Origin of the sequence: Acinetobacter sp. 161(2023) (genome assembly GCF_037027805.1) — a bacterium.
Classification (GTDB): domain Bacteria; phylum Pseudomonadota; class Gammaproteobacteria; order Pseudomonadales; family Moraxellaceae; genus Acinetobacter.
The window spans coordinates 32,424-54,306 of the sequence record NZ_JAZEYD010000012.1; the positions used below are offsets into that span (position 1 = coordinate 32,424).

19 protein-coding genes are annotated in these 21,883 nt (G+C 41.8%); 15 read left to right on the forward strand and 4 right to left on the reverse strand.

All coding sequences use genetic code 11. The features are described from left to right. Nucleotides 1-70: 70 nt before the first annotated feature. The gene (locus WA249_RS12705; RefSeq protein WP_016139143.1) at nt 71-205 is read right to left on the reverse strand and encodes a hypothetical protein; all 135 of its coding nucleotides are present in this window, start codon (nt 203-205) and stop codon (nt 71-73) included. Nucleotides 206-261: 56 nt separating this feature from the next. Then, complete coding sequence (locus WA249_RS12710; protein WP_336169198.1) at nt 262-3,093, reverse strand: ribonucleoside-diphosphate reductase subunit alpha; 2,832 nt, start codon at nt 3,091-3,093, stop codon at nt 262-264. 353 nt (nt 3,094-3,446) lie between these two features. Between WA249_RS12710 and WA249_RS12715 the strand changes: the two genes are divergently transcribed. Genes WA249_RS12715 through bfmS form a run of 3 tightly spaced genes read left to right on the forward strand, consistent with a single transcriptional unit; the run spans nt 3,447 to nt 6,024 of the window. Then, the gene (locus WA249_RS12715) at nt 3,447-3,629 is read left to right on the forward strand and encodes a hypothetical protein (RefSeq protein ID WP_035366252.1); all 183 of its coding nucleotides are present in this window, start codon (nt 3,447-3,449) and stop codon (nt 3,627-3,629) included. Next, nucleotides 3,626-4,342, forward strand: coding sequence for a response regulator transcription factor BfmR (gene bfmR / locus WA249_RS12720; protein WP_003653488.1), 717 nt, complete (start codon nt 3,626-3,628; stop codon nt 4,340-4,342). The genes WA249_RS12715 and bfmR overlap by 4 nt, the downstream gene beginning before the upstream one ends. A 32-nt stretch (nt 4,343-4,374) precedes the next feature. Then, complete coding sequence (gene bfmS / locus WA249_RS12725; RefSeq protein WP_336169202.1) at nt 4,375-6,024, forward strand: sensor histidine kinase BfmS; 1,650 nt, start codon at nt 4,375-4,377, stop codon at nt 6,022-6,024. 22 nt (nt 6,025-6,046) lie between these two features. On the opposite strand, the gene WA249_RS12730 is transcribed toward bfmS, so the two are convergent. Together WA249_RS12730 and WA249_RS12735 are read right to left on the reverse strand one after the other, a co-directional pair. Then, nucleotides 6,047-6,400, reverse strand: a complete 354-nt coding sequence (locus tag WA249_RS12730) for a hypothetical protein (RefSeq protein WP_336169204.1) — start codon at nt 6,398-6,400, stop codon at nt 6,047-6,049. 91 nt (nt 6,401-6,491) lie between these two features. Next, on the reverse strand, nt 6,492-7,910 hold the full coding sequence (locus tag WA249_RS12735; protein WP_336169206.1) for a GGDEF domain-containing protein: 1,419 nt from the start codon (nt 7,908-7,910) through the stop codon (nt 6,492-6,494). Between the two features lie 424 nt (nt 7,911-8,334). Here WA249_RS12735 and ndhC point away from each other — a divergent pair, with 424 nt between their 5' ends. The 12 genes from ndhC to nuoM all read left to right on the forward strand — a co-directional run bounded on the left by ndhC (nt 8,335) and on the right by nuoM (nt 21,883). Then, complete coding sequence (gene ndhC / locus WA249_RS12740; RefSeq protein ID WP_016139138.1) at nt 8,335-8,886, forward strand: NADH-quinone oxidoreductase subunit A; 552 nt, start codon at nt 8,335-8,337, stop codon at nt 8,884-8,886. A gap of 6 nt (nt 8,887-8,892) precedes the next feature. After that, nucleotides 8,893-9,570, forward strand: coding sequence for a NuoB/complex I 20 kDa subunit family protein (locus tag WA249_RS12745; protein ID WP_002050353.1), 678 nt, complete (start codon nt 8,893-8,895; stop codon nt 9,568-9,570). Between the two features lie 84 nt (nt 9,571-9,654). Then, nucleotides 9,655-11,442, forward strand: a complete 1,788-nt coding sequence (nuoC, locus tag WA249_RS12750; RefSeq protein ID WP_016139137.1) for an NADH-quinone oxidoreductase subunit C/D — start codon at nt 9,655-9,657, stop codon at nt 11,440-11,442. 13 nt (nt 11,443-11,455) lie between these two features. Continuing rightward, a complete protein-coding gene (gene nuoE, locus WA249_RS12755; protein ID WP_016139136.1) occupies nt 11,456-11,965 on the forward strand; it encodes an NADH-quinone oxidoreductase subunit NuoE in 510 nt (169 codons plus the stop codon). Beyond that, nucleotides 11,962-13,293: an NADH-quinone oxidoreductase subunit NuoF gene (gene nuoF, locus WA249_RS12760; protein WP_336169209.1), complete on the forward strand. Its 1,332-nt coding sequence runs from the start codon at nt 11,962-11,964 to the stop codon at nt 13,291-13,293. Before nuoE ends, nuoF begins: the two co-directional genes overlap by 4 nt. A gap of 12 nt (nt 13,294-13,305) precedes the next feature. Next, nucleotides 13,306-15,990, forward strand: coding sequence for an NADH-quinone oxidoreductase subunit NuoG (gene nuoG, locus WA249_RS12765; RefSeq protein WP_336169211.1), 2,685 nt, complete (start codon nt 13,306-13,308; stop codon nt 15,988-15,990). A 3-nt stretch (nt 15,991-15,993) separates the two neighbouring features. Next, complete coding sequence (gene nuoH / locus WA249_RS12770) at nt 15,994-17,010, forward strand: NADH-quinone oxidoreductase subunit NuoH (protein WP_003653472.1); 1,017 nt, start codon at nt 15,994-15,996, stop codon at nt 17,008-17,010. A gap of 18 nt (nt 17,011-17,028) precedes the next feature. After that, complete coding sequence (gene nuoI / locus WA249_RS12775) at nt 17,029-17,571, forward strand: NADH-quinone oxidoreductase subunit NuoI (RefSeq protein WP_003653469.1); 543 nt, start codon at nt 17,029-17,031, stop codon at nt 17,569-17,571. Continuing rightward, the gene (gene nuoJ / locus WA249_RS12780) at nt 17,571-18,089 is read left to right on the forward strand and encodes an NADH-quinone oxidoreductase subunit J (protein ID WP_336169347.1); all 519 of its coding nucleotides are present in this window, start codon (nt 17,571-17,573) and stop codon (nt 18,087-18,089) included. Before nuoI ends, nuoJ begins: the two co-directional genes overlap by 1 nt. Beyond that, nucleotides 18,089-18,397: an NADH-quinone oxidoreductase subunit NuoK gene (gene nuoK, locus WA249_RS12785; protein ID WP_003653467.1), complete on the forward strand. Its 309-nt coding sequence runs from the start codon at nt 18,089-18,091 to the stop codon at nt 18,395-18,397. Before nuoJ ends, nuoK begins: the two co-directional genes overlap by 1 nt. After that, complete coding sequence (gene nuoL, locus WA249_RS12790; protein WP_016139131.1) at nt 18,394-20,283, forward strand: NADH-quinone oxidoreductase subunit L; 1,890 nt, start codon at nt 18,394-18,396, stop codon at nt 20,281-20,283. Before nuoK ends, nuoL begins: the two co-directional genes overlap by 4 nt. Before the next feature lies 1 nt (nt 20,284). Then, nucleotides 20,285-21,883, forward strand: a complete 1,599-nt coding sequence (nuoM, locus tag WA249_RS12795) for an NADH-quinone oxidoreductase subunit M (RefSeq protein ID WP_336169213.1) — start codon at nt 20,285-20,287, stop codon at nt 21,881-21,883.

Sequence of the window (21,883 nt, forward strand, 5' to 3'; positions counted from 1 at the left end):
CTTTTAATGTGTAAACAAAATTAAGTTTTATTGATGCATGACCAAATTTTGTGCCTCTGGTCTCTACTCACTACAACTTATTTTGCTTACGCTGTTGCTTACGTATTGTGAAAAATGCGTAAATCAGCGGTATATAAAAGAAAAGAAAGGCAAAGATTAAAACTCCAACACCAAGCATATAGTTATGGCTGAGATGAGAAAGCATAATCTTTACCTCTTTTAAAATTGCTCTTTAGTGAAAAAGAGCAATTTTATTGAATGTTATTGGCAAGCTTCACAATCTGGGTTGTCGATTGAACAAGCCATTGGAACTGGAGCTGCTTGGGTAAAACCATCTTCTTCAACAGCTTCTGGTTTTTTCGCTTCTACAACAGGGGCAGCAACCGGAGCCGCTTCAACAGTCGCAGGTTTAACTGCGTTTAAAGCGCCTGTGTTAATTGTAGATTTTTCAGCAGAAGTTGCACCTAAAGCTCGGAGGTAATAAGTCGTCTTAAGACCACGTAACCATGCCATCTTGTAAGTGATGTCAAGTTTCTTACCGTTCGCACCAGCAATGTAAAGGTTAAGCGACTGAGCTTGATCAATCCATTTTTGACGGCGTGATGCAGCATCAACGATCCAACGTGTATCTACTTCAAACGCAGTAGCAAAGATTGCTTTTAATTCTTCAGGAATACGAGCAATTTTTTGTACTGAACCTTCAAAGTGTTTCAAGTCATTAACCATCACTGTGTCCCAAAGACCGCGATCTTTTAATGCACGAACGAGGTAAGGGTTAATTACAGTGAACTCACCAGACAAGTTAGATTTCACATATAAGTTCTGGAATGTTGGCTCAATAGACTGAGAAACACCACAAATGTTAGAGATGGTTGCAGTAGGAGCAATCGCCATCACGTTTGAGTTACGCATACCGTCTTTTTGAACTTTGGCACGTAAAGTGTCCCAGTCTAAACGTTGAGTACGGTCAACTTCGAACATGCGTTCTGGACGAGATTTCGCAACAATTTCTAAAGAGTCGATTGGAAGGATACCTTGATCCCACAATGAACCTTTGAATGTTGAGTAAGCACCACGTTCAACAGCCAAGTTGCTTGAAGTTTCAATCGCATAGTAGCTAATCACTTCCATTGATTCATCAGCAAAATCAATAGCAGCGTCTGAACCGTAAGCGATGTTCATTTCATATAGAGCATCTTGGAAGCCCATGATACCCATACCCACTGGGCGGTGTTTCAAGTTCGAGTTTTTCGCTTGTGGTACAGCGTAGTAGTTAATGTCGATAACGTTATCAAGCATACGTACTGCTGTTTTAATTGTGCGAGCTAACTTCTCACGGTCTAACACACCACCTTGAACGTGTTGTACAAGGTTGATCGAGCCCAAGTTACATACTGCAATTTCGTCTTGATTTGTATTCAAGGTAATTTCAGTACATAAGTTAGATGAGTGAACTACACCAACATGTTGTTGTGGTGAACGTAAGTTACATACATCTTTGAATGTAATCCACGGGTGACCAGTTTCAAACAACATAGAAAGCATTTTGCGCCATAAGTCTTTAGCACGTACTTTCTTGTGTAGCATGTTGGTGTCTTTCGCTACAGACTCATAGTAAGCATAACGCTCAGCAAATTCAGCACCTGTTAAGTCGTGCAAGTCTGGAGTTTCAGAAGGAGTAAATAATGTCCAATCACCATCTTCAAATACACGTTGCATAAACAAATCTGGAACCCAGTTCGCAGTGTTCATGTCGTGTGTACGGCGACGGTCATCACCAGTGTTTTTACGAAGTTCTAAAAACTCTTCGATGTCTAAGTGCCAAGTTTCTAAGTATGCACACACGGCACCTTTACGCTTACCACCTTGGTTTACTGCAACAGCTGTATCGTTCGCAACTTTCAAGAATGGAACAACACCTTGAGACTTACCGTTTGTACCCTTAATGTAAGAGTTCAATGCGCGAACAGGTGTCCAGTCATTACCTAAACCGCCAGCCCATTTAGAAAGCATTGCGTTGTCACGCATTGCGCTATAAATGTCATAGAGGTCATCGCCAATGGTTGTTAAGTAACAACTAGAAAGCTGTGGACGTAATGTACCTGAGTTAAACAGGGTAGGCGTAGACGCCATGTAGTCGAAGCTAGACAATAAGTTATAGAACTCGATTGCACGGTCTTCTTTATTTTGCTCGTTTAACGTAAGACCCATCGACACACGCATAAAGAACAATTGCGGTAATTCGAAGCGAACGCCATTTGAGTGAATGAAGTAACGGTCAAATAAAGTCTGTAAACCTAAGTAGGTAAACTGATTAGAGCGTTCTGGCTGAATTGCTGCTGCTAGTTTCTCTAAATCGAAATCAAGCAAGTCTGGTGAAAGCAAGTCAAGCTCTACACCTTTTTTCAAAAAGGCTTCGAGTGCAGTGTTTTCAGGAGTATCTGTAGGTAAGCCTAAGAATGCTAAACCTGTGCTCACTAATTCACTAGAAAGCAAACGTGCAGTCACGTAAGTATAGTTTGGTTCTTGTTCAATACGAGTACGTGTTGCCATCATCATCGTAGTGGCAATATCACTCTCTTTTACGCCGTTATATAAGTTCTTAACGGTTTCATCGACAATAGCCTGAACATCAATACCTTCCAAACCTTCAGCTGCTTTAGCAATCGTTGCTTGCAATGCACTTAAATCAAGTGGCTGAAGCTGACCGTTTGCATCGGTCACTTGTAACGTAGGATGGTGGTTTGAGTTCGTTTGCTGACGAGCAGTCGTACGTTGTTCACGGTAAATCACGTAAGCACGGGCAACTTTCTGTTCTCCGGTACGCATTAAAGCAAGTTCAACCTGATCTTGAATTTCTTCAATATGGATCGTACCGCCCGATGGTAAACGGCGAGTGAAAGTATTTAATACCATTTCCGTCAGTTGGGTAATACGGTCATGAATACGGCTTGAATCCGAACTCTGTTGACCTTCCACAGCAAGAAAAGCTTTACCAATCGCAACAGAAATTTTCTCTGCATCAAATGCAGCAACATCTCCAGTGCGTTTGATCACTTGAATTTGACCGGGAGTCGAAGTAATTACGCTCATGCCAGCATAGCTCCATTGTCACTTTTGTTATGTTTATAGACCGTTTGAACCGAGCAAAAAGTATGCCACGATGTTTGAGGGATAAACACAAGACTTAGTAGTTAAAGTTTATTTTGAACACAAGATACGGGATTTTTCATAGCAGATCAATCTTGACTTTTTAGTAATTTTTTATCTGTATGATTTGATGGGAGATAGCATAGCAAAGCTATTAAAAAACGCTTATAGATAAGTTTGTGGATAACTCAAAAAACAAGCACTTAAATACAATTAATGTAGGTAGAGAAATAATTTGTTTAATATTCATACATTGGAAATATGAATAGAATATGAAATTTAATAACAATAACTAAATGTTAAAAACACGAGAAAATTCAAAGGCTAATAAAATGCAACAAAACACGGTTGTCATGTATCAGTTTGGTGAACGCCTACTTGTTTACAATGTAAACGTGTGTATATTGCAAATGATAAACGAATGTATCTGCAAGATTTTTAAGATGCATGTAATGAGATTTATAGGGGCAATGATATGAGCCAAGAAGAAAAGTTACCAAAGATTCTGATCGTTGAAGACGACGAGCGTTTAGCACGATTAACTCAAGAGTATTTAATCCGCAACGGCTTGGAAGTTGGTGTAGAAACTGATGGTAACCGTGCAATTCGTCGTATTATTAGTGAACAACCAGACCTCGTGGTTTTGGATGTCATGTTGCCGGGTGCCGATGGCTTAACCGTTTGCCGTGAAGTTCGTCCACATTATCACCAACCGATTTTGATGTTGACTGCACGTACAGAAGATATGGATCAGGTACTTGGTCTTGAAATGGGTGCGGATGACTATGTCGCTAAACCAGTTCAACCGCGTGTGCTATTAGCCCGTATCCGTGCGTTATTACGTCGTACAGATAAAACTGTAGAAGACGAAGTTGCACAGCGTATCGAATTTGATGACCTTGTGATTGATAACGGCGGCCGTTCTGTAACGTTGCATGGTGAGCTTGTTGATTTCACTAGCGCAGAATATGACCTATTATGGTTGCTTGCATCAAATGCTGGTCGTATCTTATCGCGTGAAGATATCTTCGAACGTTTACGCGGTATCGAATACGATGGTCAGGACCGTTCAATCGATGTCCGTATTTCACGTATTCGTCCAAAAATTGGTGATGATCCTGAAAATCCAAAACGTATTAAAACAGTACGTAGTAAAGGTTACTTGTTCGTTAAAGAAACCAATGGGTTATAAGGTCTGAATAAACTTCCTATAAGGTTGGTCGAGTGTTTAAACACAGCATATTCCTGCGAATATATGCGGGACTAGTAATTCTTGTTGTTTTGGTTGCCGTTTTTGGTTATTTGCTTGTACAAATTATCAATTATCAACGGGCACAAGAATACCGTGAATCTTTAACTGATGGCATTTCCTATGTCATTAGTGAGGGGGTCGCTCGACAACCGGGGAAGCAACAGAAAATAGACTGGGTTTCAGATGCATCAGATTTATTGGAACTCCCAATTTATTACACTGATGCCAGCAAGGTCGAGTTATCTCGTACCGAGAAAAAACGGATCGAAGCTCAAAAGTCTGTTGTCCGTTACGATGCTAGTAATAGTATTGCGTATATTATTATTGGTTTGCGTGATGACCCTCAGCACTTTTTATCAATAAAAGTAGACAAAATTAGTGAGCGCCAAATGAAGGCTCTCCCTATTTTTGTACTTGATTATTTAATGGTATATCCGGGGCAAGAACAAGAATATCTTGCTAAGATTCAAAAACATTTCTCATATCCAATTAATATCTTCAATATTCAAGATATTAATCTAGACTCTGAGCAAATTGGTCGGTTACGCCAAGACCAAAGTGTCATGTTGTACAAAGACAGTGCAACAATGCGTGGAACAACCATTTCAATCGTATCTCCAATTCCAAATCATCCGACACAAGTTCTGGTTCTTGGTCCGGTTCCAATGTTTAACTGGATGCCTTTACAGCTTTCTGCTGGAATTACCTTATTTAGCCTATTCTTACTGAGTCTGGGTGTTTATGGTCTTATCTTGCCGTTAGAGCGTAAAATTCGCCAAGTTCGTTATGCGTTAAACCGCATGAAGTCAGGTGACTTGTCACTGCGTGTTCCTATTGAAGGAAGTGACGAAATGGCAAACTTGGCATCAAGTTATAACAATATGTCTGATCATATTCAGCGTTTAATTGAGGCTCAGCGCGAGTTGATGAGAGCAGTATCTCATGAGCTTAGAACGCCGGTTGCCCGTATACGCTTTGGTACAGAGATGTTGGCAGAGGAAGACGATTACAACCATCGTATGCATCAGGTCGACATGATTGATAAAGATATTGAGGCACTCAATACCTTAATTGATGAAATCATGACTTATGCAAAGCTAGAGCAGGGAACACCTTCATTAGATTTTGCTGAAATTGCGCTATTTGATGTGTTGGATCAGGTTGCGGTAGAAACTGAAGCTTTAAAAACGCAAAAAGAAATTGAACTGGTTGCCCCTCCTGTTTATTTAAAAGTAGATGCAGAGCGTCGTTATCTTCACCGTGTTGTTCAAAACTTGGTGGGTAATGCTGTTCGTTATTGCGATAATAAAGTTCGCATTACAGGTGGTGTTCACAGCGATGGCATGGCCTTTGTTTGTGTTGAAGATGATGGTGCCGGAATTCCTGAGCAAGATCGTCAAAGAGTATTTGAAGCCTTTGCCCGTTTAGATGACAGTCGTACGCGTGCGTCAGGTGGCTATGGTTTAGGATTGTCAATTGTGAGTCGTATTGCTTACTGGTTTGGTGGTGAAATTAAAGTAGATGAAAGTCCTACCTTAGGTGGAGCTCGCTTTATCATGACATGGCCTGCAAAACGCTTTAAACAACCTCCTTTGAAAGCCAATAAAAAAGCACCTTCATAAAGGTGCTTTTTTATTGCGTTACTTATAATTGAGTTGCATCTGGTTCCAAAATGGGTTTTCCGCCTCTTAAGCTGGTCAACGCATCGGAATTAAAATCGATGAGTAATGAATTGTTTTTTGCATCAATCTGGTATTTTTGAATAAGAGGTTGATCTCCATTAAGCGTTTCTATTTTATATTCATCTGCAATATGCAAAATACCTTCTAGGTTTGTTGTCGTTGATGCAAAATCCTGTCTAAATATTTCATAGACATCTCGCAAGTCAAAAATTGCATTATTCGCATCTGGATGTTTATGAATATAGCTTTCTATATGTCGCACAAGTAACTGCGCAAACAAGTAGTAGTTTGGTTTATGCGTATATTCTAGAGTCATGCATTTTTCTCCTTATTATCTGTTATTAGCATACATGGCAAAACACAGGTTATTGTATAAAATTCATTACACTAGATGATTAAATGGAAACCTATAAAGATATAAAGACCCGATTACGCCCTTGGCGTTTTGCTTGATATAAAGCGTCATCTGCTTCTTTAAATAAATTTTCAATCGCTCTATGTGATGAAGGGGAATATAAACTTATACCAATACTGACTTGTATGAAAATTGGTAATTTCCCATAAATATAGATCGGTTGCTGACTAATTTTAATTCGTATTTGTTCTGCAAGGTCAAATGCGCTTTCTTTGGTGGTATCTGCAATGAAAATTGCAAATTCTTCACCGCCAAATCGTCCCAATAAATCATGAGGATGCAAAATATTTTGAATGGTGGTGACACAAGTTTGTAGAGCACGGTCACCTATTTGATGGCCATAGTTGTCATTAACTTGTTTGAAGTGGTCTACATCAAGCATGAAGAAGGCTGAGGTTTTATTTTCCTTGTGTACCTTTTCTTGAAGTAGTCTGACCGATTGCAAAAACTGGCGTCGAGTGAGACTCGATGTTAACTCGTCATGCGCAATGGCGTGTTGAAGCTTTTGAATTAATTCTGAATGTAAAACACTAATGCTGGAGACGGTAAGAGGTGCAATCGTCATCATGATTAAGCCAATACGAATTGAAATGGTGTTGCTTAAATATTCGTTTGGATAAAGCAAAAGGTAATGTCCAGAGACATGATAGATAATATAGGCACTGGTAAAGGTCGTAATGAGTGCAACAATAATCGGTTTGTAGCGAATGGCACACCAAATGAGTGCAGCAATTGGGTAGAGTAGGGAACCTGGGCCTGAGTCATAATAGCTGGCAGCAATAGAAATAATGACAGCTAAAAAGGGTAAAAGGTCAATCGCTTGTAAGCCACGATTTCTCGAAAAGTAATGTTTTACCTGACTGTATTGAGGTAGGTTCAATATGATTGGCAAAAGAAGTAAGGCGTTTTGTAGCTCTGACGTGAACCAGTAACCGAATTCATCCCATAAATTACCAAGCATAAATTTAGTATTAAACATGGGCACAAAAGTTGCTGCAAACAATGCACCCGCTACGCTTCCTACCCCGCATAAAGCAAATAAAAAAAGGTAAGAATAACCTCTGTAGGCTGCTTTAATATTCTGGTTGAAAAAAGTATAGAGTGCGAGGGTGGTCACAACATAAATAAAATTTGACGTTGTTAAAACGAGTGTGAGAACAAATGGAGTACCCTGAATTAGATCGGCAATCACATATCCTATATAGGCACCTAAAAATGCACTGAGTCGACGTGTGCTTGGAAAGCGAATGAGTAACCCGAGCAAAACAGAATTGGCAGGCCAAAAGAACGCGAGAAAACTTAAAGGACGCGATGCGATGCCAATAAAACAACATACCGTAATAATGAAGCCAAACAGGAGAAAAAATTTTAAAGAAGAGGAAAATGAAAATTCACGAAGTGAGTATGGCATCAGCTGCCCTTAATGATAAACACTCTTATCCAAGAGTAATAAAATATTATGCATGACTAAACATTCATCATAATTCAGAGGAGAAGCTGAATACAATAAAAAACAAACTAATATTATAAAAAAGTAAGGTATTAAAACTTAATGATGGATGAACTATGTAATTATTCTAAAATTAAAAAATGAAAAAAATCATCATAAACAAAAAAACTATTAAATAAACCGATTATGTGCGGTGAAACCCCCCTTACAACCCATAGAAGAATAGTTTTACCAAGAAAATCATCCGAAAGACTAAGACGCTTCAACTAGCATGCGAAATTAGAAATCAGGTACAATTGGCGGGATTAATTTTGTGTTTGGTGTATTTGAAGGCCAATACATACATTCTTTGTTAAATAATAGGCCTGCCAGGAGTTATCCCCGCATGAGTGCCATTACTCCATACGACTGGGCGATTATCGCCTTCGTGATCGGCGTTACATTTCTTTGCGTCTTTATGCTCACAGTTCCCTTACTCCTCGGGGGGAAATCGTGGGGGCGTGCTAAGCAAGAGCAGTTTGAATCGGGTGTCGTGAGTGCTGGTGGCGCTCGCATTCGCCTGTCTGCAAAGTTCTATTTAGTTGCAATTTTCTTTGTTGTCTTCGACTTAGAGGCACTTTACCTCTATGCATGGTCTACTTCTGTGCGTGAAGTAGGGTGGTTGGGATATACCACTGTCGTGATCTTTGTCGTTGATTTATTGATTGCGCTTGTTTATGCCTTCTCTGTAGGTGCTTTAAGTTGGTCACCAGCAGATCGCCGTAAATCAGCAGGTGAGACGATTAAAATCGGTTCACCAACAATGAACATTGCTGAAATTACACGCTTTAACTCTATTGAAGAGCTCGTAACTGACCCTACAGGCCAGATTCCAGCTCAATCATCAGGTCGTGTTAAGTCAAAAACTACACCTGCATTGTCATCTGAAAAGGAGTAAGTCGGGATGAAATATACTCTGACCCGCGCGAATCCGGATGCTGACCAATACCCATTGCAAGAACGTCAAATCGTGACAGATCCACTAGAAGAGGAAGTGAATAAAAACGTATTCATGACTCGTTTAGAGGATGTCTTGCATACAGCAGTAAACTGGGGGCGTAAAAACTCCTTGTGGCCATTTAACTTTGGTACCTCATGTTGTTACGTTGAATATGCAACGACCTTAACAGGTGTGCATGACTTGTCACGTTTCGGCGCAGAGGTTATCCGTGCTTCACCTCGTCAAGCTGACTTGATGATTGTTGCAGGGACCTGTTTCGTAAAAATGGCACCAGTTATTCAGCGTCTATATGAACAGATGTTAGAGCCTAAATGGGTCATCTCGATGGGTGCTTGTGCAAACTCTGGAGGTATGTACGACATCTATTCAGTAGTTCAAGGTGTAGACAAAATTATTCCTGTTGACGTGTACGTCCCAGGTTGTCCACCTCGTCCTGAAGCATTAATTCAAGCTTTAATGCTTTTACAAGACCAGATTCAATTAGAGCGACGCCCGCTTTCTGCCGTGATCGGTGATGATCTTCAGCCAGTGTATAAGCCTAAGATGATGCCAGAACGTGACCGTAAGAATGCGCAGCGTATTGCCGTTAAAAACTTACGCTCTATGGATGAGATTAAATAATTTTTTGACGGTGCTTTGACATATCTAACCGATATGTTCATCGAGAAAATTGACAGAATTTGTATTAAATAGGAAGCCAAGCCAATGGCTGAAACTGACATTGCTATGCCAGAGTCAACACCAGTTGATTCACGCCCAGCATTTGCAATCGTAGAAGAACTCAAAACCAAATTTGGTGAGAACTTTTACGTGCAGGCGACTTTTGAAGAGTTTCCAACAGTCTGGGTTGAGCGCGCACGCGTGCAAGAAGTCCTTATGTTCCTACGTAAAGTGGAACGTCCATATGTAATGCTGTTTGACTTATCTGCGATGGATGAGCGTTTACGTGTTCATCGCGATGGTTTACCGGCATCTGACTTCACTGTGTTCTATCATTTATTATCGCTTGAGCGTAATAGTGACATTCGTATCAAGGTTGCCTTGAACGAAAATGATCTTAACCTTCCGACAGCGACCAATATCTGGCCAAATGCCAACTGGTATGAACGTGAAGCTTACGATATGTTCGGTATCAATTTCGAAGGGCATCCAATGCTCCGTCGTATCTTGTTGCCAACGTATTGGGAAGGTCATCCGTTACGTAAAGAATATTCAGCACGTGCGACAGAATATACGCCGTACATGCAAGACAAAGCGAAACAAGACTTTGAACAAGAGCACTTACGCTTTGTGCCAGAAGACTGGGGTCTTAAGCGTGGTAACGCTGATGAAGACTTCATGTTCCTGAACTTAGGTCCTAACCATCCATCTGCACATGGTGCGTTCCGTGTTGTATTGCAGTTAGATGGCGAAGAAGTGAAGGACTGTGTTCCTGATATTGGTTATCACCACCGTGGTGTGGAAAAGATGGCTGAGCGTCAAACATGGCATTCTTTCATTCCTTATACTGACCGTGTCGACTACTTAGGTGGTTGTGCTCAAAACATGCCGTATGTGATGGCTGTAGAGCAAATGGCAGGTATTAAAGTTCCTGAACGTGCTCAAGTGATTCGTGTCATGTTGAACGAATTGTTCCGTATTAATAACCACTTGTTGTTCTGTGGTACGGCAATTCAGGATGCCGGTGGTATGACACCAGTATTCTATATGTTCGCAGACCGTCAAAAAGTTTACGACATTGTTGAAGCAATCACGGGTTACCGTATGCACCCAGCATGGTTCCGTATTGGTGGTACAGCACACGATCTTCCAAACAACTGGCAAAAACTTGTTAAAGAATTGCTAGAGTGGATGCCTAAGCGCTTAAACGAATACTACACAGCGGCATTGAAAAACTCTGTGTTTATTGGTCGTACGCGTAACGTTGCACAATACGATGCCAAATCTGCACTCGCATGGGGTGTAACTGGTACTGGTTTACGTGCGACAGGTATTGATTTTGACGTTCGTAAATATCGTCCATACAGTGGCTATGAAAACTTCGATTTTGATGTGCCAGTTGAGTATGAAGGCGATGCATATGCACGTGTACTCGTTCACTTCCGTGAAATTACTGAGTCGTTAAAAATTATTCAACAGTGTTTGGATAACATGCCTTCTGGTCCATATAAAGCGGATCATCCATTGGCTGTTCCACCACCGAAAGATAAGACATTACAAGATATTGAAACCTTGATTACGCACTTCTTGAGCGTTTCATGGGGTCCTGTCATGCCAGCGGGCGAGTCATCATTTATGACTGAAGTGGTTAAAGGCGCAAGTACGTATTACTTGACTTCAGATAAATCGACGATGAGTTATCGTACTCGTATTCGTACACCGACCTTTACTCACTTACAGCAAATGCCTGCAGTGATTAACGGAAGTTTGGTATCTGACTTAATCATTTATCTGGCGACCATTGACGTGGTTATGGCTGACGTGGATCGCTAAGAGGTAACACATAATGATGATTTTGACTGATAAAAAGCCACGTGTGAATGTTGAAGGGATTTTGACTGCGGACGAAATTCACGATATCGAACATCACATTGGTCACTATCCATACCCTCGTGCAGCCTCTTTGGATGCATTGAAGTGTGTACAGCGCCGTAATGGTTGGGTAGATGACGCTCAAATGAATGCCATCGCACAGTTGTTGTCGATGAGTGTTGCTGATTTGGAAGGTGTTGCAACATTTTACAACCGTATCTATCGTCAACCGGTAGGTCGTCACGTAATTTTGCTTTGTGACTCAATTGCTTGCTTCTTGATGGGTGCAGAAACACTTGCTGAAGCATTCCAGCGCGAATTAGGTATTCAGTTTGGTCAAACGACCGCAGATGGTCGTTTTACGCTGCTTCCAATTTGCTGCTTAGGCAACTGCGACAAAGGCCCAACTTTAATGATTGATGAAGATACTCACGGTTTAGTTGAAGTGACATCAGTCAAACAGTTATTGGAGAAGTATGTATGAATACTGAACCAAAACCAATTTATGGCGACGGTAATCCAGAAACTCATCCACTAACTTGGCGTTTAAGTAAACGTGACGAAGTTCGTGGTGCTGATGATTACGAAGCACTTGAAGGCTATGCCGGCTTTAAAAAAGCATTAGGCATGAAACCTACTGAAGTGTTAGACGTGATTAAAGCTGCAACCGTAAAAGGTCGTGGTGGTGCGGGTTTCCCAGCGGGTATTAAATGGTCATTAATGGCACCAAATGATGGTGGTCCACGTTATTTGATCTGTAATGCCGATGAAATGGAACCGGGTACCTTTAAAGACCGTTTGTTGATGGAAAAGCTTCCACATCAATTGATCGAAGGGATGTTAATTGCGGGTTATACCTTAGAGGCGACTCATGGTTATATCTTTATCCGTGGTGAATACATCGAGGCTGCTCAATATCTAAATGAAGCGTTAGAACAGATTCGTGCTAAAGGTTATTTAGGCGAAAACATTTTAGGTTCTGGCTGGAATTTTGAGTTGCACGTACATACGGGTGCAGGGCGTTATATCTGTGGTGAAGAAACTGCATTGATTAACTCGCTTGAAGGTCGTCGTGCTAACCCTCGTACTAAGCCACCGTTCCCGCAAGTTGCAGGAGCATGGGGCCGTCCAACAATTGTGAACAACGTTGAAACTTATAACAACTTGCCAGCAATTATGCTTCGTGGTCCAGAGTGGTATATCGGTTTATCAGCAGGTAAATCAAAAGACCCAGGCACTAAAATTTATGGTGCGTCAGGTAAAGTGAAATTCCCAGGTCTTTGGGAATTGCCATTTGGTACAACTGCACGTGAAGTGATTGAAGATCATGCTGGTGGTATGCGAGAAGGCTTAAAGCTTAAAGCATGGTTACCGGGCGGTGCTTCAACTGACTTTTTACCAGCAGATACCATTGATTTACCAATGGATGCAGACACGATTATGAAAGCAGGTTCTCGTTTGGGAACATGTTTATTGATGGTTGTAGATGAAACTCAATGCATGGTATCGCTCACTCGTAACTTAGAAGAGTTCTTTGCGCGTGAATCATGTGGTTTCTGTACACCATGTCGTGATGGTTTGCCATGGGCTGTTAAAGCGCTTAAAGCACTTGAAGCAGGCGAAGGTAAGAAAGAAGATATCGACCATTTACAAGAATTGACTCGTAAATTATGGATCGGTAAAACTTTCTGTGCCCACGCACCAGGTGCGATGGAGCCGCTTATGGGCGCACTCAAACATTTCCGTGGTGAGTTTGAAGCGAAAGTGACAACTCGTCCTGTCGTGCAAACCAGCAACGTAGAACAAGCTTAAGGAATTCGACTTATGGCTACAATTCATGTCGATGGAAAATCGTATGAAGTCAACGGCTCGGAAAACTTGCTACAAGCATGTTTGAGTCTGGGCATCGACATCCCATATTTTTGTTGGCATCCATCCTTAGGTTCGGTTGGTTCTTGCCGTCAATGTGCTGTTACGCAATATGCGAATCCAGAAGATACGCGTGGTCGTTTGGTCATGTCATGCATGACACCAGCATCTGACAATACCTATATCTCGATTGAAGACAAAGAAGCAACAGATTTCCGTGCATCTATTGTTGAATTTTTGATGACGAATCACCCGCACGACTGTCCAGTCTGTGAAGAGGGTGGTCACTGTCATTTACAAGATATGACTGTGATGACTGGTCATGACCGTCGTCGCTACCGTTTTACAAAGCGTACACATTACAACCAAGAACTCGGCTCATTCATTGCACATGAAATGAACCGCTGTATTGCTTGTTACCGTTGTGTTCGTTACTACAACGACTATGCAGGCGGTACAGACTTTGGTGTGTATGCCAATGCATCTCGTGTTTACTTTGGTCGTCCAGAATCAGGTACTTTAGAATCTGAATTCTCGGGTAACTTGACTGAAGTATGTCCAACAGGTGTATTCACTGATAAGACACATTCAGAGCGTTATAACCGTAAATGGGACATGCAGTATGCACCAAGCGTGTGTCAAGGCTGTTCTTCTGGTTGTAACATTTCTCCGGGTGAACGTTATGGTGAAATCCGTCGCGTAGAAAACCGTTTTAATGGTTCGGTTAACCAGTACTTCCTTTGTGATAAAGGTCGTTTTGGCACAGGTTATGTAAACCGTGCAGACCGTCCACGTCAGCCTCAGTTCCGTAACGGTGAAACTGTTGCAACTGTTTCTGTTGATCAAGCTTTAGATCAAACGATTGCAAAACTTCAAGGCAAAAAAGTCTTGGGTATTGGTTCTCCTCGCGCAAGCTTGGAATCGAACTATGCATTACGTGAGCTTGTAGGTCAGGCAAATTACTCAACTGGTGTTGCACAAAAAGAGCAAAAACTTGTTGACCTTGCTGCATCTATCATGCAAACCGAGGGTATTTACAACCCGAACATGCGTGAAATTGAAAGCTACGATGCTGTTCTGATTTTAGGTGAAGACCTGACTCAAACTGCTCCACGTATGGCATTGTCTGTTCGCCAAGCTGCGAAAAACAAAGCTCGTGAAATGGCTGCGAAAACACGTACTCCAGATTGGTTGGCTGAACCTGTACAACGTATTGGTCAAGAAGCAAAATCTCCGATCTATATCTTGGCTGCAACTCAAACTCGTCTTGCCGACGTTGCAACTGGTGAAGTTGTTGCTTCTCCAAATGATATTGCACGTTTAGGCTTTGCCGTAGCAGCAGCAGTGAAAGGTGAGGTATTAACTGGTTTAGATGACGATGCAAAAGCATTCGCTCAAACCATTGCTGACACTTTAAAAACAGCAAATAAACCATTAATCATTGCGGGCACAAGTTTGCAAGATGCTTCTATTATGGAAGCTGCGGCTGAGTTGACTCAGAACTTAGGTTCTAAAGCTGGTTTAAGTCTTGTGGTTCCTGAAGTGAACTCTATGGGCTTGGCATTGTTTGGTGGCTTAAGCCTTGAACAAGCATTTGCTCAAGACTACGACACACTTGTTATTGTTGAAAATGACTTGTTCCGTCGCTTACCTGCTGCTCAAGTAAAAGCTGCACTAGATAAAGCTGAAACAGTAATCGTGCTTGATCACAGTGAAACTGAAACTTTGAAACAGGCTGATATTGTTCTTTCAGCAGCAAGCTTTGCAGAGGGTGACGGTACTGTTGTAAGTCAAGAAGGTCGTGCACAGCGCTTCTATCAAGTTTACGATCCAAGTTACTACAAGCCTGAATATGCAATTAAAGAATCATGGCGTTGGTTACATGCCATTGAAACTGGCATTAAAGGTAAGGCTGTAGATTGGACATTGCTTGATGATGTGATTGAAAGCATCGTGAAAAATGTACCAGTACTTGAAGCAATTCAAGATGTGGCACCTGATGCAGGTTACCGTGTACATGGTTTGAAAATTGCGCGTGAACCACGTCGTTATTCAGGCCGTACAGCAATGCGTGCGCCGTTATCAGTTCATGAACCGAAGCAGCCTACCGATCCAGATTCAGCATTAACATTCTCAATGGAAGGTTATGTTGGTCCGCAAAAAGCATCATCATTAGTACCATTTGCGTGGGCTCCGGGCTGGAACTCTCCACAATCTTGGAACAAATACCAAGATGAAGTAGGTGGTCACTTAAAAGGCGGTGATTCAGGTGTTCGTTTATTCGATCGCTTGGCAAAACGCCCTGCACGTAGCTATGTTGCTCCAGTGCCTGTAGTTGCAAACCCTGAAAGTTTCCGCTTGGTACCAATGCACCATATTTTTGGTTCTGGTGAATTCACTATTAAAACACCTGCAATGGAAACTCGTATTCCAGAAGCTATGTTTGCAGTGGGTGAACAAGATGCAACTCGTTTGAACCTTCAAGAAGGTCAACGCATTACAGTAAAAGCAGGCGAAACCAGTGTGAGCTTGCCTGTACAAGTAATTGAATATTTACCTACAGGTTATATTGGTTACCCAGTTGGTTTAGCACCAATGGTGTCACTAGCTGAGCCTGTTTCAGTGGCTTTAGGAGTGTAATTCATGAATCAAGAAATTATACGTCAAACGCCACTTTGGGCTGAGAACTGGCCAATTGCTTACGCTGTAGTTCAAGCAGTTGTGATTTTGCTTGTTGTCGTTTTAGTTGCAGCGTTGATGTCTTTTATTGAACGTCGTTTGCTTGCTTTGTGGCAAGACCGTTATGGTCCAAACCGTGTTGGTCCTGGTGGTATGTTCCAGATCGTTGCCGACATGCTCAAGATCATGTTCAAAGAAGACTGGACACCAAAATTTGCTGACAAGCTTACATTCCGTTTAGCACCAGCTGTTGCAATGGCAACAGCGGTTCTTTCATTCATGGTTATCCCGGTGAGTCCTTCACTGGGTGTTGCCGACATGAGTATCGGTTTGTTGTTCTTCATGGCAATGGCTGGTATTGCAGTCTATGCAGTATTGTTTGGTGGTTGGGCTTCAAATAACAAATACTCATTGCTTGGTGGTTTACGTTCAGCTGCTCAAACCATTTCTTATGAAGTGTTCTTGGGTATCTCATTGATGGGTGTGGTTGCAATTGCAGGCTCATTTAACCTTCGTGAAATTGTTGAAGCACAACGCGATGTTTGGTTCGTCATTCCACAATTCTTAGGTTTCTTGATTTTTGTGGTTGCTGGTGTTGCGGTAACTCACCGTCATCCATTTGACCAACCAGAAGCAGAACAAGAATTGGCTGAAGGTTACCATGTTGAATATGGCGGTATGAAATGGGGTATGTTCTTCGTTGCTGAATATGTCAACGTAGTACTTATTTCTGCATTGATCGTAACTTTATTCTTCGGTGGCTGGTTAGCACCATTCAATTTAGAAATTCCATTTGTTCCGCCAGTATTCTGGTTTGTGATTAAAACAGCATTCTTTGTAATGATGTTTGTTTTGGCTCGTGGTTCTTTAATGCGTCCACGTTATGACCAAGTCATGAACTTTGGTTGGAAAATTTGTTTGCCATTGGCGTTGGTCAACTTGTTAGTGACTGGTGCTGTGATTCTGATGAATCAGGCCTAGGACAGCAGGGAGTACAAAATGTATAAATTTCTAGCTGGATTCGGATCGATTGTACGTTCGTTGTTTATGGTATTTAGCCATGTAACGCGTAAACGTGACACGATTTTATATCCAGAAGTACCGGCTGAACAGATTGTGCCGCCACGCTTTCGTGGTCGTATTGTGTTGACGCGTGACCCAGATGGGGAAGAGCGTTGTGTGGCATGTAACCTATGTGCGGTTGCGTGTCCGGTTGGCTGTATCTCACTACAAAAAGCAGAAACAGAAGATGGACGTTGGTATCCGGAATTTTTCCGCATCAACTTTTCACGCTGTATTTTCTGCGGTATGTGTGAAGAAGCTTGTCCAACAACTGCGATTCAGATGACACCAGATTTCGAACTTGGTGAATATGTACGTCAAGACTTGGTTTATGAGAAAGAAAACTTACTCATTTCAGGTCCGGGTAAATACCCAGACTACAACTTCTACCGTGTAGCTGGTATGGCAATTAACGGTAAAGAGAAAGGTCAAGCGCAAAAAGAAAGTGCACCAATCGATGTACGGAGTCTATTACCATGATGTGGCCGTTTTATTTGATGGCACTCGTGGCCATCGTTTCTACGGTTCGTGTAGTGACTAACACGAACCCTGTACACGCTTTACTTAGTCTAATTGTTTCATTGCTTGCTGTTGCTGGTATTTTCATGATCGTGGGGGCGCCTTTTGCAGGTGCTCTTGAAATCATTGTTTATGCCGGAGCAATTATGGTTCTGTTCGTATTCGTTGTGATGATGCTTAACTTAGGGCAACACACCGTTGAACAAGAACGTAAATGGCTTTCTTCAGATGCTTGGGCATATCCAGCACTCATGAGTTTCTTGCTCGGCGTGCTTTTAGTTTGGATGCTTGGTGGTGAATACACCACTATTTCAGCACCACTTGGGGCACAAGTGATTGGACCAAAATTAGTTGGTCAAGCACTCTTTACTCACTATTTACTATTGGTTGAAGTTGCCGCGATGTTATTGCTAGCAGCCCTTGTTGCAGCATACCACTTAGGTAAACGTGAACCAGGTGCAGAAGAGGAAAAAGAATAATGGGCCAGATTCCTTTAGAACATGGTTTGATTGTTGCAACCATCCTTTTTGCACTCGGTTTTTACGGTGTAATGGTGCGACGCAACCTATTATTTATGTTAATGAGCCTTGAGGTCATGATGAATGCTGCTGCATTGGCATTTGTTCTTGCGGGTAGCGTATGGGCACAACCAGATGGACAAGTTATGTTCATTCTGATTTTGACCCTTGCAGCAGCAGAGGCATGTATCGGTCTTGCGATTGTCCTTCAGTTCTATCATCGCTTCCATCATTTGGATGTGGATGCTGCTAGTGAGATGCGCGGATGAGTTATTTATATCTAACAATATTATTTCCGCTAATCGGTTTTATTTTATTGGCGGCAGGACGAGACAAGCTCTCTGAAAATGTTGCAGCCATTATTGGTGTTGGTTCTGTAGGTTTATCTGCATTATTTGCATTGATTGCTGGAATGGCATTTACCACAAGTGGTCAGCAAGTTTTTGTTCAAAACCTGTGGACATGGTTCAATGTTGGCGGTTTTGCACCGGGCATTAGCTTACATTTAGATGGCTTATCTTTACTCATGATGGGCATGGTGACAGGTGTTGGTTTCTTAATCCACATCTTTGCATCATGGTACATGCGTGGTGAAGAAGGTTATGCGCGTTTCTTCTCTTATTTCAACCTGTTTGTTGCCAGCATGCTTGTGCTTGTACTGGGCGACAACTTAGCGTTGTTATTCTTAGGTTGGGAAGGCGTAGGTCTTTGCTCTTATTTGCTTATCGGTTTCTATTATGCAAACCCTGCAAATGGTTGGGCTGCGATCAAAGCATTTACAGTTACCCGTGTAGGTGACGTATTCTTACTTATTGCTTTATTCTTGCTTTACCAACAATTTGGTACGCTGAATACTCAGTACATCGTTGAACACGCAGCAGAAGTAATGACGAAGAGCTCGTCACTTACGATCTGGACTGCATTAATGTTGTTCTTGGGTGCGGCTGGTAAATCTGCTCAAATTCCATTGCAAACATGGTTGGCAGATGCAATGGCAGGTCCAACACCTGTTTCTGCATTAATCCACGCTGCAACAATGGTAACGGCTGGTGTGTATTTATGCTGTCGTCTATTCAGCGTATTTGAACTTGCGCCTGAAGTGATGCAATTCATTTCGGTAACAGGTGCTGTGACTTTGTTAGTTGCAGGTTTTGCTGCACTCGTTCAAACAGACATCAAACGTATCTTGGCTTACTCAACAATGAGTCAGTTGGGTTATATGTTTATGGCTGTAGGTGCGGAAGCTTATCAAGCTGGCTTGTTCCACATGTTGGCTCACGCATTCTTTAAGGCATTATTATTCTTGTCTTCTGGTGCAGTGATTCTGGCTTACCACCACGAGCAAAACATCTTCAAAATGGGTGGCTTGTTCAAACGTAACAAATTCCTATTTGCTTGTTTTGCGATTGGTGGCGGTGCATTAGCAGCGATTCCATTCTTGACAATTGGCTTCTTCTCTAAAGATGCGATTCTTGGTGAAGTTTGGGTACAAGGTCAATCAGTTGCTCTATATCACACTTTATATTGGGTGGGTGTAGCAGGTGCATTCCTGACTTCAATCTATACATTCCGTTTAATCTGGGTTGTATTCTTTGGTCAAGAAAACACGCCTTACCATGAAATTAAAGGCGCAACTTACTGGGCTCCATTGGGCATTTTAGCTGTACTGTCTACTTTTGTTGGTGCCGTATTAAAAGCGCCTGTAGCTGGTATTCTTAATACTGCAAAAATTCCTGAATTCCATGTAGCTGAACAATTTGTTGAAGGCATGCATGGGGCAGAGCATTTAGCAGTAGGAATTGCGCTAGTTGGTCTAGTTGTTGGTATAGCATTATTCGCATTTGCTTATGGTGCAGTGAAATCATTTGCTCAAACAAGTTTGGGTTCAGGTTTGGCACATATTTGCCGTACCGCTTTTGGTTTTGATGCATTGTATGACATCGTTTTTGTTAAACCTTATTTATTCTTCGCCAAAATCTTTGGCCGTGACCCGATTGACAGTTTGTGGTTAGTTCTTCCTGCACTTGTGAAAGGCGGAAATAGTTTTACAAGCTCACGTCAAACCGGTTCATTGCGTGAATACGCATCAAGTATGTCACTCGGTGTAGTGGTGTTATTGATGATCTTGATCGTTATTCAGGTAGTGGGGAAATAAAATGGAAAACAATTTAATTTTACCCGCGCTGATTCTTGTTCCATTCATTGCTGGTTTTATTTGTTGGTTAGTCGATAAGCTCGACAAAACTTTGCCACGCTGGATTGCCTTAATTGGTATGCTCATTACTTTGGGCTTAGGTCTTGCACTTTGGCAAAGTGGAACTTATACCTATGAGATGGGTTCAAAAATCCCAACTTGGTCTGCTGAGTTCTATTTACCGTGGATTCAATCACTCGGTATCGGCATTCACTTAGCTGTGGATGGCTTATCTTTACTCATGGTTTTACTAACAGCATTACTTGGTGTACTTGCTGTTGGTTGTTCATGGGGCGAAATTCAAAAGAACGTTGGTTTCTTCCACTTAAACCTCTTATGGAGTTTAGGTGGTGTTATCGGTGTATTCTTAGCGATTGACCTGTTCTTGTTCTTCTTCTTCTGGGAGATGATGCTTGTACCAATCTACTTCCTGATTGCGTTATGGGGTCATAAAGGTTCAAACGGTCGTTCACGTGTTTACGCAGCTACTAAGTTCTTCCTTTACACGCAAATCGCTGGTTTAGTAATGTTAATCGGTATTCTTGGTCTTGTAGTTTATGGCTACATGATGACCGGAATGATCGGTTTCGATTACAACTATTTATTAGCTGTAGCGAACCACTTACCTCCTAGCTTAGCGTACGGTTTCATGATCTGTTTCTTCATCGGTTTTGCGGTGAAGTTACCAGTATTCCCATTACACGGTTGGTTACCAGATGCGCATGCTCAAGCACCTACAGCAGGTTCTGTAGACTTAGCGGGTATCTTGATTAAAACAGCTGCGTATGGCTTGCTTCGTTTTGTTATTCCATTCTTCCCGGCAGCTTCTGCACAGTTTGCAGATATTGCGATTATTTTCGGTTTGATTGGTATTTTCTACGGCGCATGGTGTGCTTACCAGCAAACTGACATGAAACGTTTACTTGCGTATACGTCGATTTCACACATGGGCTTTATTTTACTTGCGATCTACGCAGGTAACATTTTGACCTTCCAAGGTCTAATGATCATGATGTTGGCACATGGTTTGTCATCAGCTGCATTGTTCATTATGTCTGGTCAAATCTACGAACGTTTACATACACGTGATTTACGTTTAATGGGTGGTCTTCGTGGCCAACTTCAGTACTTGCCATTTTTCTTGATGTTCTTCGTGGCTGCTCTTGTAGGCGTGCCAGGTTTGGGTAACTTTATTGGTGAATTCCTCATCTTGATGGGTTCATTCAATAAATATCCTGTATTCACGATTCTTGCTTCTATCAGTCTTGTATTTGCAGGCTTATACGGCTTGATTTTGATTCACCGTACTTTATTTGGTGAACCAAATCCTGAACAAAAGCAACACTACGCTAGTCCACTAAAAGATTTATCTGCTCGTGAAGTTGGTATTTTGATGATTTGTGCGATTGGTCTCGTTTGGCTTGGTATCTATCCACAAACATTCTTGGATGTATCTCATTCAAGCATGCAGTGGTTTGTTAATAGTTATATGCCAGTTCAAGAAGTCGTTGAAACTGTTCAGCAAACAGCTACTCAACTTGACCATGTGGAGATCCAATAA

Excerpts from the sequence above, each read along its gene's own strand:
- nuoI (WP_003653469.1), top strand. The coding sequence starts at position 17,029 with ATGTATAAATTTCTAGCTGGATTCGGATCGATTGTACGTTCGTTGTTT.
- WA249_RS12745 (WP_002050353.1), top strand. The coding sequence starts at position 8,893 with ATGAAATATACTCTGACCCGCGCGAATCCGGATGCTGACCAATACCCA.
- nuoF (WP_336169209.1), top strand. The coding sequence starts at position 11,962 with ATGAATACTGAACCAAAACCAATTTATGGCGACGGTAATCCAGAAACT.
- nuoL (WP_016139131.1), top strand. The coding sequence starts at position 18,394 with ATGAGTTATTTATATCTAACAATATTATTTCCGCTAATCGGTTTTATT.
- WA249_RS12735 (WP_336169206.1), bottom strand. The coding sequence starts at position 7,910 with ATGCCATACTCACTTCGTGAATTTTCATTTTCCTCTTCTTTAAAATTT.
- ndhC (WP_016139138.1), top strand. The coding sequence starts at position 8,335 with ATGAGTGCCATTACTCCATACGACTGGGCGATTATCGCCTTCGTGATC.
- nuoH (WP_003653472.1), top strand. The coding sequence starts at position 15,994 with ATGAATCAAGAAATTATACGTCAAACGCCACTTTGGGCTGAGAACTGG.
- WA249_RS12705 (WP_016139143.1), bottom strand. The coding sequence starts at position 205 with ATGCTTTCTCATCTCAGCCATAACTATATGCTTGGTGTTGGAGTTTTA.
- nuoJ (WP_336169347.1), top strand. The coding sequence starts at position 17,571 with ATGTGGCCGTTTTATTTGATGGCACTCGTGGCCATCGTTTCTACGGTT.
- WA249_RS12715 (WP_035366252.1), top strand. The coding sequence starts at position 3,447 with ATGTTAAAAACACGAGAAAATTCAAAGGCTAATAAAATGCAACAAAAC.
- nuoC (WP_016139137.1), top strand. The coding sequence starts at position 9,655 with ATGGCTGAAACTGACATTGCTATGCCAGAGTCAACACCAGTTGATTCA.
- bfmR (WP_003653488.1), top strand. The coding sequence starts at position 3,626 with ATGAGCCAAGAAGAAAAGTTACCAAAGATTCTGATCGTTGAAGACGAC.
- nuoM (WP_336169213.1), top strand. The coding sequence starts at position 20,285 with ATGGAAAACAATTTAATTTTACCCGCGCTGATTCTTGTTCCATTCATT.
- nuoE (WP_016139136.1), top strand. The coding sequence starts at position 11,456 with ATGATGATTTTGACTGATAAAAAGCCACGTGTGAATGTTGAAGGGATT.
- nuoK (WP_003653467.1), top strand. The coding sequence starts at position 18,089 with ATGGGCCAGATTCCTTTAGAACATGGTTTGATTGTTGCAACCATCCTT.
- WA249_RS12730 (WP_336169204.1), bottom strand. The coding sequence starts at position 6,400 with ATGACTCTAGAATATACGCATAAACCAAACTACTACTTGTTTGCGCAG.
- nuoG (WP_336169211.1), top strand. The coding sequence starts at position 13,306 with ATGGCTACAATTCATGTCGATGGAAAATCGTATGAAGTCAACGGCTCG.
- WA249_RS12710 (WP_336169198.1), bottom strand. The coding sequence starts at position 3,093 with ATGAGCGTAATTACTTCGACTCCCGGTCAAATTCAAGTGATCAAACGC.